General features: G+C 41.3%; 12 protein-coding genes and 6 pseudogenes. 2 read left to right on the forward strand and 16 right to left on the reverse strand.

The window, feature by feature from the left end; translation table 11 throughout:
- The 12 genes and pseudogenes from OC193_RS17165 to OC193_RS26075 all read right to left on the reverse strand — a co-directional run.
- Positions 1 to 1,539 (reverse strand): TrbI/VirB10 family protein, encoded by a 1,539-nt coding sequence (locus OC193_RS17165; RefSeq protein WP_261978798.1) that lies wholly within the window; start codon positions 1,537 to 1,539, stop codon positions 1 to 3.
- The gene (gene traK / locus OC193_RS17170; protein WP_080967973.1) at positions 1,529 to 2,314 is read right to left on the reverse strand and encodes a type-F conjugative transfer system secretin TraK; all 786 of its coding nucleotides are present in this window, start codon (positions 2,312 to 2,314) and stop codon (positions 1,529 to 1,531) included. Before traK ends, OC193_RS17165 begins: the two co-directional genes overlap by 11 nt.
- Positions 2,301 to 2,876, reverse strand: coding sequence for a type IV conjugative transfer system protein TraE (gene traE / locus OC193_RS17175; RefSeq protein WP_048666333.1), 576 nt, complete (start codon positions 2,874 to 2,876; stop codon positions 2,301 to 2,303). Before traE ends, traK begins: the two co-directional genes overlap by 14 nt.
- A gap of 14 nt (positions 2,877 to 2,890) precedes the next feature.
- On the reverse strand, positions 2,891 to 3,193 hold the full coding sequence (gene traL / locus OC193_RS17180; protein WP_048660447.1) for a type IV conjugative transfer system protein TraL: 303 nt from the start codon (positions 3,191 to 3,193) through the stop codon (positions 2,891 to 2,893).
- A gap of 9 nt (positions 3,194 to 3,202) precedes the next feature.
- Positions 3,203 to 3,490, reverse strand: a complete 288-nt coding sequence (gene traA, locus OC193_RS17185) for a type IV conjugative transfer system pilin TraA (protein WP_048660445.1) — start codon at positions 3,488 to 3,490, stop codon at positions 3,203 to 3,205.
- 221 nt (positions 3,491 to 3,711) lie between these two features.
- A complete protein-coding gene (locus OC193_RS17190) occupies positions 3,712 to 4,116 on the reverse strand; it encodes a hypothetical protein (RefSeq protein WP_048660444.1) in 405 nt (134 codons plus the stop codon).
- Positions 4,117 to 4,723: 607 nt separating this feature from the next.
- Positions 4,724 to 5,368: pseudogene (locus tag OC193_RS17195) on the reverse strand (IS6 family transposase).
- A gap of 42 nt (positions 5,369 to 5,410) precedes the next feature.
- Positions 5,411 to 5,668, reverse strand: a complete 258-nt coding sequence (locus OC193_RS17200) for a hypothetical protein (protein WP_048660441.1) — start codon at positions 5,666 to 5,668, stop codon at positions 5,411 to 5,413.
- A gap of 750 nt (positions 5,669 to 6,418) precedes the next feature.
- Positions 6,419 to 7,027 carry a peroxiredoxin gene (locus tag OC193_RS17205; RefSeq protein WP_048660440.1) on the reverse strand — a complete coding sequence of 203 codons (609 nt, stop codon included), beginning with the start codon at positions 7,025 to 7,027 and terminating at the stop codon, positions 6,419 to 6,421.
- Between the two features lie 2 nt (positions 7,028 to 7,029).
- Positions 7,030 to 7,536 carry a thiol peroxidase gene (gene tpx / locus OC193_RS17210; protein WP_048660439.1) on the reverse strand — a complete coding sequence of 169 codons (507 nt, stop codon included), beginning with the start codon at positions 7,534 to 7,536 and terminating at the stop codon, positions 7,030 to 7,032.
- 393 nt (positions 7,537 to 7,929) lie between these two features.
- Positions 7,930 to 8,198 (reverse strand): annotated as a pseudogene (locus OC193_RS26070) (IS5/IS1182 family transposase); the annotation flags it as partial.
- Between the two features lie 195 nt (positions 8,199 to 8,393).
- Positions 8,394 to 8,557: pseudogene (locus tag OC193_RS26075) on the reverse strand (transposase); the annotation flags it as partial.
- 575 nt (positions 8,558 to 9,132) lie between these two features.
- On the opposite strand from OC193_RS26075, the gene OC193_RS17220 reads away from it, so the two are divergent.
- Positions 9,133 to 10,530: an EAL domain-containing protein gene (locus OC193_RS17220; protein WP_165904222.1), complete on the forward strand. Its 1,398-nt coding sequence runs from the start codon at positions 9,133 to 9,135 to the stop codon at positions 10,528 to 10,530.
- Between the two features lie 370 nt (positions 10,531 to 10,900).
- Here OC193_RS17220 and OC193_RS17225 read toward each other — a convergent pair.
- The 4 genes and pseudogenes from OC193_RS17225 to OC193_RS17240 form a co-directional block, all read right to left on the reverse strand.
- Positions 10,901 to 11,145: pseudogene (locus OC193_RS17225) on the reverse strand (IS6 family transposase); the annotation flags it as partial.
- A gap of 258 nt (positions 11,146 to 11,403) precedes the next feature.
- Entirely contained in the window at positions 11,404 to 12,804 is a 1,401-nt protein-coding gene (locus tag OC193_RS17230) for a cytochrome P450 (protein ID WP_048660437.1), read from the reverse strand.
- Positions 12,805 to 12,962: 158 nt separating this feature from the next.
- Complete coding sequence (locus OC193_RS17235; RefSeq protein ID WP_080967712.1) at positions 12,963 to 13,811, reverse strand: carotenoid biosynthesis protein; 849 nt, start codon at positions 13,809 to 13,811, stop codon at positions 12,963 to 12,965.
- Between the two features lie 230 nt (positions 13,812 to 14,041).
- A pseudogene (locus tag OC193_RS17240) lies at positions 14,042 to 14,633 on the reverse strand (IS6 family transposase).
- A 146-nt stretch (positions 14,634 to 14,779) separates the two neighbouring features.
- Here OC193_RS17240 and OC193_RS26080 point away from each other — a divergent pair.
- Positions 14,780 to 15,106: pseudogene (locus OC193_RS26080) on the forward strand (calcium-binding protein); the annotation flags it as partial.
- Positions 15,107 to 15,831 lie beyond the last annotated feature (725 nt).

Below are 15,831 nucleotides of genomic sequence, written 5' to 3' on the forward strand. Positions count from 1 at the left end.
TTATTCCTCACGCCCAAAGCCCACGTCGCTTAACCCTTGTTGGGTTATTTTTTGCGCTAATGGATTGATGGGGGCAGTTTGAGTGGTTTGTGGAAGAGAGGGAGCGTTGGTGATGACATCCAAGAGCTGGTTGCTGTTGGAGACTTGCTCACGCTGCTCATTCATGCGTGTTTCGTATTCATCGGCCAATAAGGGATCTAATGGAAAGCCTTCCAAAAAGACAATATTGACGATGGCACCAGGATTGACTTCCACTATCGGATGATAGAGCTCGGCCAGTTTGATGTAGTAGTCCGCCAATTTGCTGCCAACGCTTTCCGTGGCGCCGCCAAGCAGATTCAACCCAATTTTATCGCTGTTGATGCTTTGACTTGGTCCGAGCGCCGTCGGTGTCGTGGTTTGTGCCAGGGCTTTACCCGCATCACCGACACCTTGCAAGATCCCCGCAATGCCGGCCATTTGAACGATTTTACCGTTTTTCATAATGGTGGTACCGCGAATACCATTGCGCCCAAAGTTAAACACGGTCGCATTGACGGGGATATCGAGAATATCGCCATTAGGGTGGATGCAGCTCATTCTATTGGTGCGAGCGACGCCGCGACTGGATGAGATTTCGCCGTAAACGGCACCGGTGATCGTGCAATTCTTTAATTTGGATTGCTCACCGTTGGGTAAAATCCCCTGATTGACGGTCTGAAAGACAATCGGTGAGGTATCCCCTTGTCCAGAGACGCCCCCATTAGCGTCTGCGCCGCCGGTGATCACGGCGGTCACAAAGGTGCCTGTTGGCACGTAGTTATCGGTCGTGCGACGGGATTGTCTCTCCTCTACACTGGCTTGCCAGTGAAATTCAAAACTATCAAAGGCATCCCCGCTAAAGGCCACATCATCTTGCTCTTGGTACTGGAACTCATTCACCTTGGCGGTATCTATGTTGCTATTAATGGCAGGTCTTGGGGGCAGTTTGTATTGGCCAAAAGTGCTTCCCTGATGGATCTCTACGCTATGTTGATTCGAAGGATCGCCTGCATTGAGGGCTGAGGCTAATTGCGTCTCAAGTTGGACCTTGAGCGCGTCAACTTCATCGAGCTTTTGTTGCATCTGCTGCTCAAGCTCCGTCAATTGCGATGCTTTATCGCGCTCATTGGCTTTTTTAATATTCTCCAACTCAGAGGTTAAGCTTTGTCCAAAGCGACTTAAGGTGCCTTCGAACCGCGCTAAGCTTTGCTCGATTTGGTTGATTTTATCTTGTTGAAACGTCAGGGCGGACTGGTTGTCTTTGTCGGTAAAATCATCGGTGACGACAGCACCAAATCCGACGTCTTGAATGTCCTTGCTTTGCTCTTGGGGAGGCAATGTTAACCGCCAAACAGCAAAAGCCAGGGCGGCAAGCACCAGCAATACCGTGAACGTAATGGTGCGATTGCGCTTTCTTGTTACGGCATTGACCGTGCCACCGTCTTCAAAGTCACCGTCGGTATCTTTGAAGACGCGTTTTTTAAAGCGGTCAAAGGCGTCTTTGGGTTTATCGATCATGGGTGGCGCCTCCTCCGGTAATGAGATAAAGCGTGGTGGTTTGCCCAGGTTTTAACTGATAGGTATCGAGCGCGGCTGAGCGTGCGGAATAGCTGTAGAACTGTGCGGTGGTCAGTGTCATGTCACTGCGGCTTTGATTTTTTAGTTGATAAACCACCCCAGAGTAATCACGACCAACGAAGACCGTTTGAGGGATGATGGCCAGTGACGCTGCATCTTTGGGTAAGGTTTTGGGGTCAACGTCGTGACGTTTAAAGCCGGCGATGGGGGCGCCATCATGAACAAAACGCATCATGGCTTTGGTGAGCGCTGTCATGGCGGCGGGATAATCCGCCGCCTGCTCAATCGGGCTTTGCTGCTCTTTGTAGTTTTGCGACCAAACAAACTCCGTGACCAAAGACGGGGTGGCTTTGGGGGTAATAAACAGCGCAAACAAACGCCCTTTTTCTGTCGTCAGGTGCGCGGTAAACGGTAAAGGAAGGTTGATTTTTAAAGTGATGGAGCCGGAAGCGTCTTTTTGGTTACCCGTTGAGGTGCAAAACCCTTTCGGGCAGACGATCGAAATAATACGGTCATTTTTGACCAGCAAACGGTTCACGTTAATGGAAGAGAGTGACAAGGGGATCGTGTCACCTTCGTCAAACTCATAGCTCACCATGGCGGCATTTTCAGCCAGAGCAAAAGAGGGGATGAAAAATACCACCCAAAGCGCGATGGACAAAAAATAAGGGTGCCATTGCGGCGATGGGGTGAATGATTGCTCATAAAGATTCATCGGTGTCGACCTCGACTTCTTCAATGGAGAGTAAACCTATGACGCCTTGGTCATAGCTAAAGTTGACTTGATACCACTTCATCTCCGGCTCTAGGGCGCGTTGGCCTACGTGCTTTTGGAGTTTCCCATAGAGTTGCACTTGGAGCGTGTTGAGAGAAATACGGACAGACTCGACAGAAAATTGGCTGCTGATGTTGTCTTTTTTAATTACCGTGGCTTCTCGAAGCAGCTTAGGTTGAACGATGTGCCAGCTTGTCTCGTCTAAATATTCAAGTAACTGGCCAAACTGACGTCCAACGCTGGCTGGCGTAATGTTGAGTTTCAAGTAGAGAAGATAATCCGCCATTTGCTCAAGATAAGGCTCATCGACTGTGCCATCCGACACCGTAAAGGCTTGAGAGAGGGTCGGTGGGATTAGGGTGCGGCTCTGATGGGTAAGGGCTCGATAACTGGTGTAACCCAACACCAGGTTAGTGATAAGCATGAAAAGAAAGCCTGCACTCAAAAAAAGATTGAGGAGGCTTTTGACGGCCAGCTTATCCCGTTTAACAAATGGATCCATGATGAAGAGTCTCCTTAGAAAATCCAGTAACGACGACAGGCTGAGGGGGTACGCTTAAAGAGGGTGGGACTGACAAAAGAAGCCCCCCACCAATAGAGTGACAGGGTCACGATGTTGTCACCGTATTGCGCTTTGATGTAACGCAATCCCCCAAACCAAGCCAGCGATAACGTCAGCCCTATCATTTCGTGTTTAAGCCAGAATGAGAGGCCAAAAATGCAGAGGGCAGGAATGAGTTCATCAACAGGGAAACCGAGCCAGCGGCGACCTTTGTTCATGTGTTTTGGGATAGAGAAAAACTGATGAGGGTCTTCCATTGTGACTCCTTAGCCTAAACCGACGAGTGGCGCTCCAACATTCCACAAGACTGAGCCACCAATAAATCCGCCAACGGCTGCAAACCAGTTACGGCTCATCAGTCCAGTGACGACCGCCCCCGCAAGCCCTGTGCCTAGCATGGCGGTTTCAACCGCAGAGCCTTTGCCCGCCGTGTCTTTCATGGCTTGTTTACCTGACGCGAAGATATCGACAGCCAGAGCAGGTTGAGTGATAAGAAGTGTCGAGACAGCAACGCCAATCCCGATAATGAGGGTGCGCTGGGTGCGTGTTTTCATAATAAACATCCTTATTAAGTGATAAAATTATCATGTGCGTGGTCATGACGGGGAAAAGGGAGCGAGCCCTACCACATCCTTGAGAGGCTGGTAAGACGGGTTATGTTGTCCGAGGTAGGCTATGCAGCGTGCTAATTAAACGGATCGTCGGGAGAGGGGGTAAAGCACGTCTCATAAAGAAAACAGAGAAGATTTTGCGTACTTTAAATCACGATTACAGCTCACAGGTTGTCGTTGAGCCCCTTATCTTTCTGATTACTTAAAGGCAACAAAGAAGCGTTTACATACTTTAAGCCGCGATTGCGACTGACGTGTTGTTTCCAATTTTGAGGGGTCATTATCGTGTTATTGAGTTTACGATAATGTTTTTTGCGAGCATTTTTTGATTGTGGTGGTGTGAGTTGACGGACCGATTGAGTGTGTTTTTGAACCGAAACGAAATGAACACCCTTCCAATAGAAAGGAAAGGGGAGGCGGTCAGTAAAAGGCAATAAAGCAGCAAATGCCATGTATTCACGCCCGACCGAGCCCAGTACTTTGAAGCTGACAAAATCCCCTTGTTCAACAAAGCGGTCCAATAAACTCCCCGCCTCATCTTCACGACAATATCCGTATACAATTTGCATTATTTAAACTCCTTTTAAGGACATTGTTTTGTTCTTTTAAAAGAACAAAACAATGGGCTCTCTCTCAAGAGCCGTGCTACAAACTGGCTTGTGTATTCTTGTAGTAGAATACGCACACCCAAAGGGTGTGGTGTCTGGTATTCCCAAGTAACTCTGTTGAACCACTCAACCAGCATGCTTAATTGAGTAGAAAAACAGCCTTGGACGTCGCCCCAGATAAGGCTCCTGAACTTTTTAGGCATATTACGCAGGCCTGCGCCCATCTGCGGCGCTTTTTGCAATAGTGAAGGCAGCCACTCTTACGGTGATGCGGGTGTTGGTATGCAGATGGAATAAAAAGCCGACGAATGTGTTTTTCGACTTTGATTTCAAAGACTGCGATATCAACGTAGTCAGTATGAATCAACATCAATGGGGAGGACAATGTTTAAAAACATCAGCAACGCACAATGGACTTGGTTTTCGACATATTGCTCCGCACCAGCAATTTTGGACACTGAGTTAAGTGAGTACAATCACTAATGAGGGGGTTTATTGCAATACTAAACCTCGGGGGGTTGTGTCGCAAAGTTTTGTAGAAATGAAAAGTACTGATTTTCAGGTGTAATTAGGGTGCTAGGGCGTAAAATTGCTCCCAAGCAGATAAGCCTTCAGGATTATCGATCTGTTCATTTTTAATTATCGTCCACAGTTCCATGCCTATAAGGATGGAACTGGCTCCCTTATCTGATTTCCACCCCAGGCACTGATTCATTTTACCTTTCACTTTCCGGTGACTTTGCTCTACTATATTGTTCAGATATTTAATTTGACACATTTCAATCAAGTTGAGTATTTTTCCCATCGGCCCGAGTTGAACATTGACATTATGCAACGCTAACGCGTTGGCACCACTCTTATCGATAACCACTTTTTCTGGTCATCATAGCAGATTGCCTTGGCAAAGAAGGCGGGAGCCACTTTCTCATCACGGCGTTCGCAGAGTAAAAAATCAATAACATGGCCGTGCTTATCAACGGCTCGAGAGTAATATTGACCTTTGACCTTTGACCTTTGACCTTTGACCTTTGACGTTAATGTATGTCTCGTCCATTCGCCACGAAGAAGCGACAAGCTTCTTTATTTCACGGTAGCTCAGTTTGTAGGAAATATAGTAACGAACGGACTGCAGTATGAGCTCAGAAAGAAAGTGACGGCCAGTAAAGCTAAATGTTAAAGCTGATGAATGTTGAGGGTGATCATAACCTACCACCCTTGTTTGCGATAAACCCCCTAGGAGAGGGCAATGCCAACCTCACTTCAGAAGAAGAGATTTGAGTTCCATAACAAGATCGTTTGCGGGATCATTATCGATTAAAGAACAAAAGTCTTCTTCTAATTGAAGATACTTCAAAGCACGATGTCTCAAATTCTGTCTATCGTCTTCACCAAGCCACTTACTTTGGATAAAGGTACACTTTAATTCCAGCTTTAGGTCATCCATATGCTGTCCTTCTTGCCCAGTTAAAGCTTGATATTCCTCTAGTAAATTTAATGCAACTTTTAACGACATGACTTTCTCCAATATGGCAAAAATAATTCATAATACTTCTATAATCTTGAATGATGGAGTATTTTTGCTGGTTATTAAGAATAAACGCTCTATACTCATTATTATAAACCTTAGATAATTTCTATTTTACTCCAATCGATTTTTCAACCATTGGACTACCTATAACTAACAATAAATAGTTATTTTTAAATTGATTATACATATTTTCTCTAAATATTTATTTGGACTGTAGAAAATTTTGGCGATCCCAGATCAGATTGTGAGGATTACATCGTTCCTAAAAATAGTTCTTATCTCAGTGGGATAAGTGGAGTAGTCCTTTACTGAATTAAGGTGAAAATGTTAACCTAATCATATTAATTAAACTCGATGAACTACTCGCAGTTGGAGGAGTTACCACTATAATTTTACGCGTAATCACATCCCTTTAAAATATCCAGACTCCCAATATTTCAGTTTGAATTTTTACATATAGTTAATCGTACTATTTAATTGTCTCAAGTAAAGAAGATAAAGTGTTCTTATATGGGAAATAGTTAGCCTCTTGGATGGTTGGTAGGTTTTCTATAAAAATTGACATATTGCTAATTGTTTTAAAAGTAAAAAAACACAACAAAATTGAAATGATAATTATAATTTTTCTCGAAAAACTCATAGATATAATAATATTAATTTAAGCACCAAAAATAAAAAATTAATTAATCAGATATGATTTTAAGAAAGAGGCCTAAGCCTCTTAATGTTAAAATGCTAACGATTAGCTAACGCTACTTTTACTGCTTCCCCTAAACTAGGGATAGTTGTCAGTTCTGGTACTCGTTGGGCATAAATAACCTTGTTGTTAGTATCCGTTACAATAATACTTCGGCTAAGTAATCCTAACTGTTTAATCTGAGTCCCTGTGTTTAGTCCAAATTGATGGTCTATAGAATCAGAAAGGTACGTCACTCCTTCAATAGAATGTTCTTTAATAAACCGTTGCTGAGCAAAAGGCGTGTCTGCACTAATTGCGTAGAATTCAATATTATAAAGGTCATCGGTATTGTTTTTTATGTATTGAGAAAGCTCAATACCTTGCTGCACACATACTGGGGTGTCGACTGATGTGAGTATATTATATATTTTTATTGACTGACTTTTATTACTTGTATCATATTTTTTTAAATTTGAAGTAATTAATTGAGCTGAGGGCATTAAATCGCCCACCTTTAATGTAGAGCCAATTAAATCAAATTTGGTATTTTGTTCAAGTGTTACCACTTGATTAATCCCAAAACTCTCGCTAGCTTGAGTTGTTTCAAACTGCGCCAAAGTATTTATTGAATATATAGCAGCTGCAAGAACAAGTAATTTACGCATAATCACACCAAAGCTGCCATTGCTGCCATTGCTGCTTCATAATTTGGTTCGGTCGTGATTTCTGGAACAAGCTCACTATATTTTACAACACCTTCACTATTAATTACGATAACTGCTCTTGCTGAAAATCCTTTTAGTGCACCTTCATTTAAGTTTACGCCGAAGTTTTCAGTGAAAGAAGGCTCTCTGAAGAAAGAAGCCGTTTTTACATTATCAATTCCTTCTGCACCACAGAAACGATTCATAGCAAAAGGTATATCGGCAGAAATACACAACACAATAGTATTATCTAAATTGGCTGCTTTTTCGTTAAAGTTACGAACACTTGTTGCACAGACAGGAGTGTCGATACTAGGGAAAATATTTAATAGAATATTTTTACCTTTTAAGCTTTCTAAAGTTAGATCATTTAAATCTTTGTCACAAAGCGTAAAGCTAGGAGCTACTTGATTAGGTTTAGGGAGTTGACCAGAAATTGAAACAGGATTTCCTTGAAAAGTAATAGACATAACATTTTCCTCATGATTATTTATTATTTAGCTCGAATTAATTGAGCTGGCGGATAGTAGGGTAAATTTTATAAACAACAAATCCGATGTGTCATTTATTTTTAGTGCTTTTATTCCAATCATCATCAAAATTTAAATCAAACAACCTATAAGCTTCTTTAATTGACGACTCACCGCCCTATCAGGCAGTGCTTCTTATTTCGTTAGCCGTTGTTCGATAGCATCAAGACTTACGCAGCTTCTATAAGCAGAGACGATTGTCCAGCCGCCTTTAATTCTAGAAGGCCTTTATCACGGATATTAAGGGCGTCGTTTAAGTCGGGATTTATGTTCGTAGTGGGCTTTGTTGCGTAATTAAATTTAGAGATAGAGCGAACCCGTTTCGCATGCTTTTTAGTCAACACGACAAGTATCAGGCATGCCTACCCAGTAAGTTTGTTCAACGCTTTTATCATTGCGTAAGTTTCACCCACCGGTGCATTGTAATTTCTTAGACTTAAACGGCCACCAAGCGAATGTTTAATTCGATACATTGCTGTTTCTGAGAGTGAGCGTTTGTTGTAACCATACCGCTCTTTTCAATCCTTATTTGAACTGTATAATTTCTGGCAACCCACTGCGAGATTTCGAGGATGACCGCGTTCCCAAAAGGCTGCCTCTTCTCCATTTGTAACCGTCGATAAACTTAGCTCTGCTGCAATGATTTCATGAGTGCTTGCATTGACTGCAATATCCAGCTTTCTCCAGACTACTCTACGCTTACCATTCGTCCCGTGCTTTTTGATTTTCCATTCGCCTTCGCCATAAAAACTAAGGCCAGTAGTATCAATAGTTAAGTGCAGTATCACACCTCTCGTTTTTATCTTAAATGAGATATCAACTTGCTTTGCTCTTCGGCTAATACAAGTGTAGTGCGGACAACTTAACGGAACATGGGCAAGCCTAAATATCGAGTCGATAAACCCTGCAGCGCTCTCAGTGGCGTAGAAAAAACTCGTTTCACCATGAACGCTGTCGTGATAGCTAAATCACTGAACCGACGTGGCCTCCCGCGTTTACTCTGTTTGCTTTGCGACCACCCGCTATCGCTTTTTCATCAATCCAAAGGTCAGAGAACCGCGGTTAATAAGTGATTGCTTGTATTGCTTCCAGTTGGTTATTTTGTAACGAGGTTTAGGCATGGGGCTACGAGGAGTAACGAATGTAACTGAGCAGATCGTTCAATTGAATTACACAACAAAGGCATTGTGCCGATAAGTAACAATGGTCAGCTCGATAATCCTGAAGGCTTATCTGCTTGGGAGCAATTTTACGCACTAGTAGCCTAATTGCATCTAAAAATCAGTATGCTCGTACTTGATCATAACTTTGCGACACAACCGATAATTGAGTTTAAATTTCAATCTTTAAGTGTTTATTGAAAAGTCAAGGTGTTTTCTGGGCTCTTACAGACTTAAAGTGGTCAGATTTGATATTTTATCAAATATGAGACAATTCACTTCTTGTTGTGAGTTTTTATGACTCACGTCACACTTTGGGGTGTCTATGACTGGCTTACTTTTCTTGATGGTGGTGATTTTATGTTTGGTGTTTTGCATGAAATCATCAAAAAATAAAAAGAAGTTATCTTTTTTTCAACAACGACTGGAACGAGAACAAAAAAAAAAATCATTAAAGCATCTTTTTTGTGAAGAAACAGATTTGCCTAATATTAATTACATTCAAAAAAAACTACTTAATAAAAACAATAAAAATCACAGTGTTATGCATGTAATTTGCGTTGGGAGAACTGCAGATTTCTATAAGTTTTTCGATTCTAAAACGAGTAAAATAATCAAATACGAATTACATTGCCATCTTAGTGAAAATCTTTCACCGAGTATCATGGGGTTGTTTGAAGGTAAATATATTATTATTATTTTCGATAGTGATAATCCTGCTCTGGAAAAGGATATAATTGAACAGCAACAAAAAATACAATATTTTCTACCATCTGAAAAGAAGGTTGATAATAAAAAAATAATGTTAGACTATTCTGTTGCCAGTATGAAAATCCCTAGCCTCGTTCAACCTCTAGATAAAAATAAGCTATTTAGACGAATGGCTTACAGCGTCAATAAATCATGCCAGTGTGTTGATGGTTTATATGTATATAATGTTAATGACTACAATAAAAGTGTCAATAGGCGTCATGTAATTCAAGCTTTGCATAGTGACATTCAACAAGGTGGTGCTCAGTTTGAGCTTTTTTACCAACCCGTTGTTTATAGTATGAGAACATCTAAGGATTATCTCTGGGAGATTCTCCTTAGATGGAAACGTACACAATATGGAGGGCCTGGGTCGTTCATGCCTCTACTGGCAACGGAACCGCATTTACATTATGCATTAACCATGATGATTTTTAATAAATTAATAGAATATTCGATGGCCACTGAAAAAACATTACCGAATTTTAGTATTAATATCAGCCATACTGATCTAAGTATCGTTAGTTTTTATGATGATGTGATGGAATCAACCAAAGGTGCCCCAGGATTAAGATCATCAATTATATTTGAAATGGTTGAATATAGTGAAGGGATTTCAGGGGGTAATATTAAAGAAAATATCGAACTCCTTAAGAAAGCAGGTTTTCGATTTGCTATAGATGATTTCGGCTGTGGCTATTCTAACTTTAACCTTTTATCAAAAAAGCACTTTGATTTTATCAAACTTGATAAGTCGCTATTAAAAAAATGTCAAAATGATATTGTGGCTAGTGAAACACTTAAGTTTATGGTTAAACTATCAGAGCTTATTGGTGTTACTTTGATTGTCGAGGGGGTGGAAACACCTCTACACTTACGGCTACTTCCTAAAAAGGCGCATGTCTTATTTCAGGGTTTTCATTTTTATAAACCAATGAAGCTAACTAACACTCTTGCTCTCACTTCAGTACCCGTTCCCATTCAATCTGTTCTGAATCATCAAAATTTGGAGTTCACTAAGTAAAGCGGTGAAGACATAATATGGAATTGATAAGGAAGGTTCTTAGAATTCAGACAAAAGAAGAAAAGCGACTAATTTTGAAGGCTAGATTACAGTTTGCAATGACACAGACTGCGGGAAGAAAGGGTTGTGATTGATGTTTTTCTTGTACAGAGTCACCACGCCTGAAGGGGTTGTGTGGCTTTGTTGCGTAAAAGAATAATCCACTTCACGGGGTTTGAAGTCCGATGGAACGAAAACGTACGCTAAGGCCAATCATCAAAACCTGAAGGATTTTCCAGGGGCCTTAGCTGCCCCTTCATCACTTGATCTGCTAACGTAAATGAATAGTGCCCAAGTAGGTTGTGTCGCAAAGTTTTGTAGAAATGAAAAGTACTGATTTTCTGGTGTAGTTCACTTGCCCTTTGACGTTAATGTACGTCTCGTCCATTCGCCACGAAGAAGCGACTGGCTTCTTTATTTTACGTGTCTGGTGCTCAAACAGGGGAGCGTATTTAATGATCCAACGGTTCAATGTTGAGTGGTCAACATGATGCCGCGCTCACCTAACACCTCTTCAGTTTCACGGTAGCTCAGTTTGTAGGAAATATAGTAACGAACGGACTGCAGTATGATCAGAACCTACCACCCTTGTTCGCGACAAACCCCCTAGGAGAGGGCAATGCCAACCTCACTTGAGAAGAAGATATTTGAGTTCCATAATAAGATCGTTTGCGGGATAATTATCGATTAAAGAACAAAAGTCTTCTTCTAATTGAAGATATTTAAAAGCACGTCTCAAATTCCGTCTATCTTCTTCACCAAGCCACTTACTTTGGATAAAGGTACACTTTAATTCCAGCTTTAGGTCATCCATATGTTGTCCTTCTTGCCCGGTTAAAGCTTGATATTCCTCTTGTCAGCATCAGCAACTTTTTTAATTTTGACTTTAAATCCAACAGGCGACATGGTGAACGCGAACTGTTCGACCACATCTTCAGGAGCTTGCTGAGGCTCTAACGTAAATTCATTAAATAAAGAATGAAACGCCAATTTTATTTCCATAATAGCGAGTGAACGACCCGGACAAAGCCTTGCCCCCCCGCCAAATGGTTGAAGGTTCGAAAATGACGCCCCTTTTTTATTTATCCAACGATTAGGATCGAACGACATTGGATCTTCAAACAAATCGGGATCAAAACCGTTAGCATGCAGTATTACGAAAACAGGCGTGCCTTTTTTTATTTCAAAATCACCAAGATAAGTATCTTTTGTCGGCTCTAGGTAAAGCTGAGGAGCCACAGGTTTAAGGCGCATCGCTTCATACATAATTGCTGTCATGTAGGGAACCCGAGGGATCGGCCACTCTAATACAGAAGCTTCTCCCAGATCAGCCAGTTCACTTTGTAAAGCTTGCTCGCTACCTTGGTTTCCACTCACAAGAAACGCCATCCAAGCAAGAGTGTTTGCTGTGGTATCTTCCCCTGCTAATAACAGAGTAATGGCGTTCGCTAGAATATCTCGATCAGTCAGTGATGTATCCAATTCTTGTTCCAGCAGCATTATTTGAAGCATATTTTCTGGCGACTCTCTAAGTTCAGGACACTCAGCCAAACGCGTGCGCTGCTTATCAATACAAGTCGACACAAAATGACCGATCTCTTCTAAACTTGCATCGAACTGAGTATCTTTCTTGGTTTTGAAAAATCGCCATAAAGGAATAGGAGACTTAGAGCGCTGGCTAATCACAGGAAAGACATGTCGCAAACTTTCTCCGAGAGGAGTGTCTGATTGCTCAATCGAATTAAAGTCTTCACCAAAAGCCAACAATGATGTGACATCTACTGTGTATTTTTTGAATTCGCTAACTAAATCAACGACAGTTTCTGATTCTGATAACTTTTCAAAGTGCTTTCTTAAACGTTCGGTAATCACACTTAACTTAGGGTAAAAATGTTTAAGGTGGCTAGGCTGGAACATAGGTTCAGTCAACTTTCTCTGATGTTTCCAACGATCACCTTCTGCAGAAAAAATACCGTTAAGCCCTGCTTCTTCAAACACACTTTCAATGCTTTTCAAACGGCGAAAGTCATCTGGCCTCGATTTTAAAATCGCCTTAATCTGAGAGGGTTCAGAGAGAACCATTACATCCTTCATTCCCAGTTTCAAACGAAAATAAGCACCATATTCATTCACCCAAGACAGCATCTGTTGATGAACATTGGGTTTCTTCAAATAACTCACATGCCCCAAAAAACCCGATTTAGGAGGCATTGGAAGCTGTTCAATTTTCTGCATTTGTATTTCCTTAACTTGATCTGAATGCTATGAATAGCAGATGCTGAGAGCGGCCTAGCATGCTTGTTATCGTAATACGAAACTTTTGTTGTGATACAACGCTAGCGCGTGTAAACAATGTGAGTACCGTATTGTGTGAACTAAAGAACTCTTGTCGCTCAGAGCGAGTGACTGCGGTGTCGGTAGATCTTATAGATAGATTGGATACCGATTGGCAGCATAGTAAAGATACCAATAAGCATCACACTTCCATAAATGTCTTTTGAGCTAAAAATTTCGCCATGCAAAGTGGCGACATCAAGGTTGTCTTTGAACAAGAAGCAAAGGATGTATTTTGACATGATGGTAACGTAAATGATTGAGGGCAGGTATAAGTAACCATGGGGCGGGATCTGCTTCAAATGTACTTTATCGTTGTAGCACCATAATGCGAAAGGCAAATAAAAGGTAAATACGCATAAAAACCACCCAAAGAAATTACTTAACGGAACGCCAAAATACACACCACGATCGGTCCAGACCCACAGCGATTTGATGAGCGAATTCACAGGATCCATAACGACATCCCATGAAACCATTACAAATGAGGCAGTAAGAGAGATGATGATTGCTTTACTTTTCGTTTGTATCGGTTTATCAAACTGATTAAGAAGGATGGTTGATATAAACCAAGAGACATAACCCAAACTGAAGTAGGTCGGCATGATTGCTAATGGGACGTCAAATATTTTAATTCCTAGTCGGTCAGAATAATAATAGTGACCAAAAGGAAATCCACTTGAAATACTAACGCTTTCGTAGAAAACACTGACAACGAAGACTAATAGAAAGAAACATGACATTTTCTTTATACCGCAATAGACACTACCGTGTAATATTGCAAACGGGAACAAAATTAGTGGAGTAAATACGCTCGATATATGTAAGTCGGTATAACCTCGAAGAAATGAATAAACAATATAAATAATGGTGATTGCAAGCAAGAATAAAGGTGCTCTAGGCTTCATATACTACTCTTATTTTTGAAACTAAAAGTCATGATAACGATTAGGCAAGATGAATAATGGTGCTAATCAATTGATATCAAATAGACGGTAATAATAAAGCGGGACAGAATATCATGAAAAGTTTGTTGCCTGGTCTAATCAGTGGCTTTGATGTAATGTGATCTGTACCATTAATACGGTTGTGTCGCAAAGTTATGACGAAGTACAAGTGTACAGATCTTCAGATGCAATTAGGCTGCTAGGGCGTAAAATTGCTCCCAAGCAGATAAGCCTTCAGGATTATCGAGCTGTTCACTTTTAATTATCGACCACAGTTCCACGCCTGCCAGGATGGAACTGGCTCCCTCATCTGATTTCCCATCAGCCAGAGTTAAACATTGACATTATGTAACGCTAACGCGTTGGCACCACTCTTATCGCTAACCACTCTTCCTAGTAAACCCTTATAGCAGATTGCCTTGGCAAAGAAGGCGCGAGCCGTTTTCTCATCACGGCGTTTGCAGAGTAAAAAATCAATGAAATGACCGTGCTTCTCAACGACTCGATAGTAATATTTCCACTGACCTTTGACGTTAATGTATGTCTCGTCCATTCGCCACGCAGAAGCGACTGGCTTCTTTATTTACGTGCCTGGTGCTCAAGCAGGGGAGTGTATTTAATGATCCAACGGTTCAATGTTGAGTGGTCAACACTGATGCCGTGCTCAGCTAACACCTCTTTAATTTCACGGTAGCTCAGCTTGTAGGAAACATAGTAACGAACGGACTGTAGTCTGATCTCAGAAGGGAAGTGACGGCCAGTAAACTTAAAAAGCTGAAGAATGTTGAGGGGTGAGCATAACCTACCCCCTTGTTTGCGACACACCCCTGTTTCTTGTGATTAAAATTTGCCGCCACTATATCGCCATTCGGGTACTGGAAGTAAGCATAACTCCATGATTTTTCGTTACATTAAGTTAGCTTTGAGATTATAGTTTAAAACTTTCTATATTACGTGATCCTGAAAGCGATACTAACCAAGCGAAGTTTGAACATATTGGTTCTGTCACTTTCGCTGATTACTTCAATGGTAATCGTGCACAAGTTGTTGTTGATATGAGAGATAAGGATGCGAAAGGTGAACGAGATTATACCGCGTTATCTGCCACCTCGATTGACGCATTGGTTCAAGCTATGAGTGGTTTTGCGCCTCAGGGTGGCGACAATGGCTTTATGGATAACCTTGATAGTAAGTCTCGAGTTGCTATCACTAAGGCATGGTCCGATGTTTCTAGAGGGAAAAACGCTTTTGCATAGCTAATAAACTATAATTTCAAACATTAATCTAAGCCGTCTTCTTTTTGAAGCCGGCTTTTTTATTTTAATTCTCATACAATGATTGATTTAACTTCATCTGGAAAGCATTTTTAAAGTGTCTGATTGTTAGGTGGTTAAGGCATACGTTGTTGCATAGATCGAGTTGGTGGTAATATCATCGCGTAATATGTAAGAGTGGTTATGTTACTCTGTATTAATGATGCGTGATTAAAGTATGGAAATGTGCGATACGCCATGGAAAGCGACGTAGAGGGTTTGACGACTCAGATAATGCTCTTCTATGAAAAAGAGCATCATATCTCCCGCTTCGAACGCTACAAGATTTCATTGATTCTCTGTTTTTAAAGTGTTTGGCGAGGACGAATAGAAAGTCAGAAAGTACGGCCATGAAAACGGAGAACTTGGCGAACGCTCTATCTCACAGTGGATGTAGGTACGCATGAAATCTTTGTGTAGAGGTAAACCTCGTCGATGTAGTAATAGTGTAGTGCTGCCAACATTACTTAATCTACCTCGAAGAAAGAGCAATGATATGTCAGGTAACGGAGCTTGTGATACGAAGGTGTACCATTAAGTACTGCCCCGAAAAGGTATTATTCCGTTAACCTCACAGCGTAAAAATACAAGTAACTGGGAGCCTGGGCATTCGAGATATGACGCAATAGGAGTGTTAAAAAGTGATGCAATAGCCCAGTGGAAAGTTC

Origin of the sequence: Vibrio crassostreae (assembly GCF_024347415.1) — a bacterium.
In the GTDB taxonomy this organism is placed as follows: Bacteria; Pseudomonadota; Gammaproteobacteria; order Enterobacterales; family Vibrionaceae; genus Vibrio; species Vibrio crassostreae.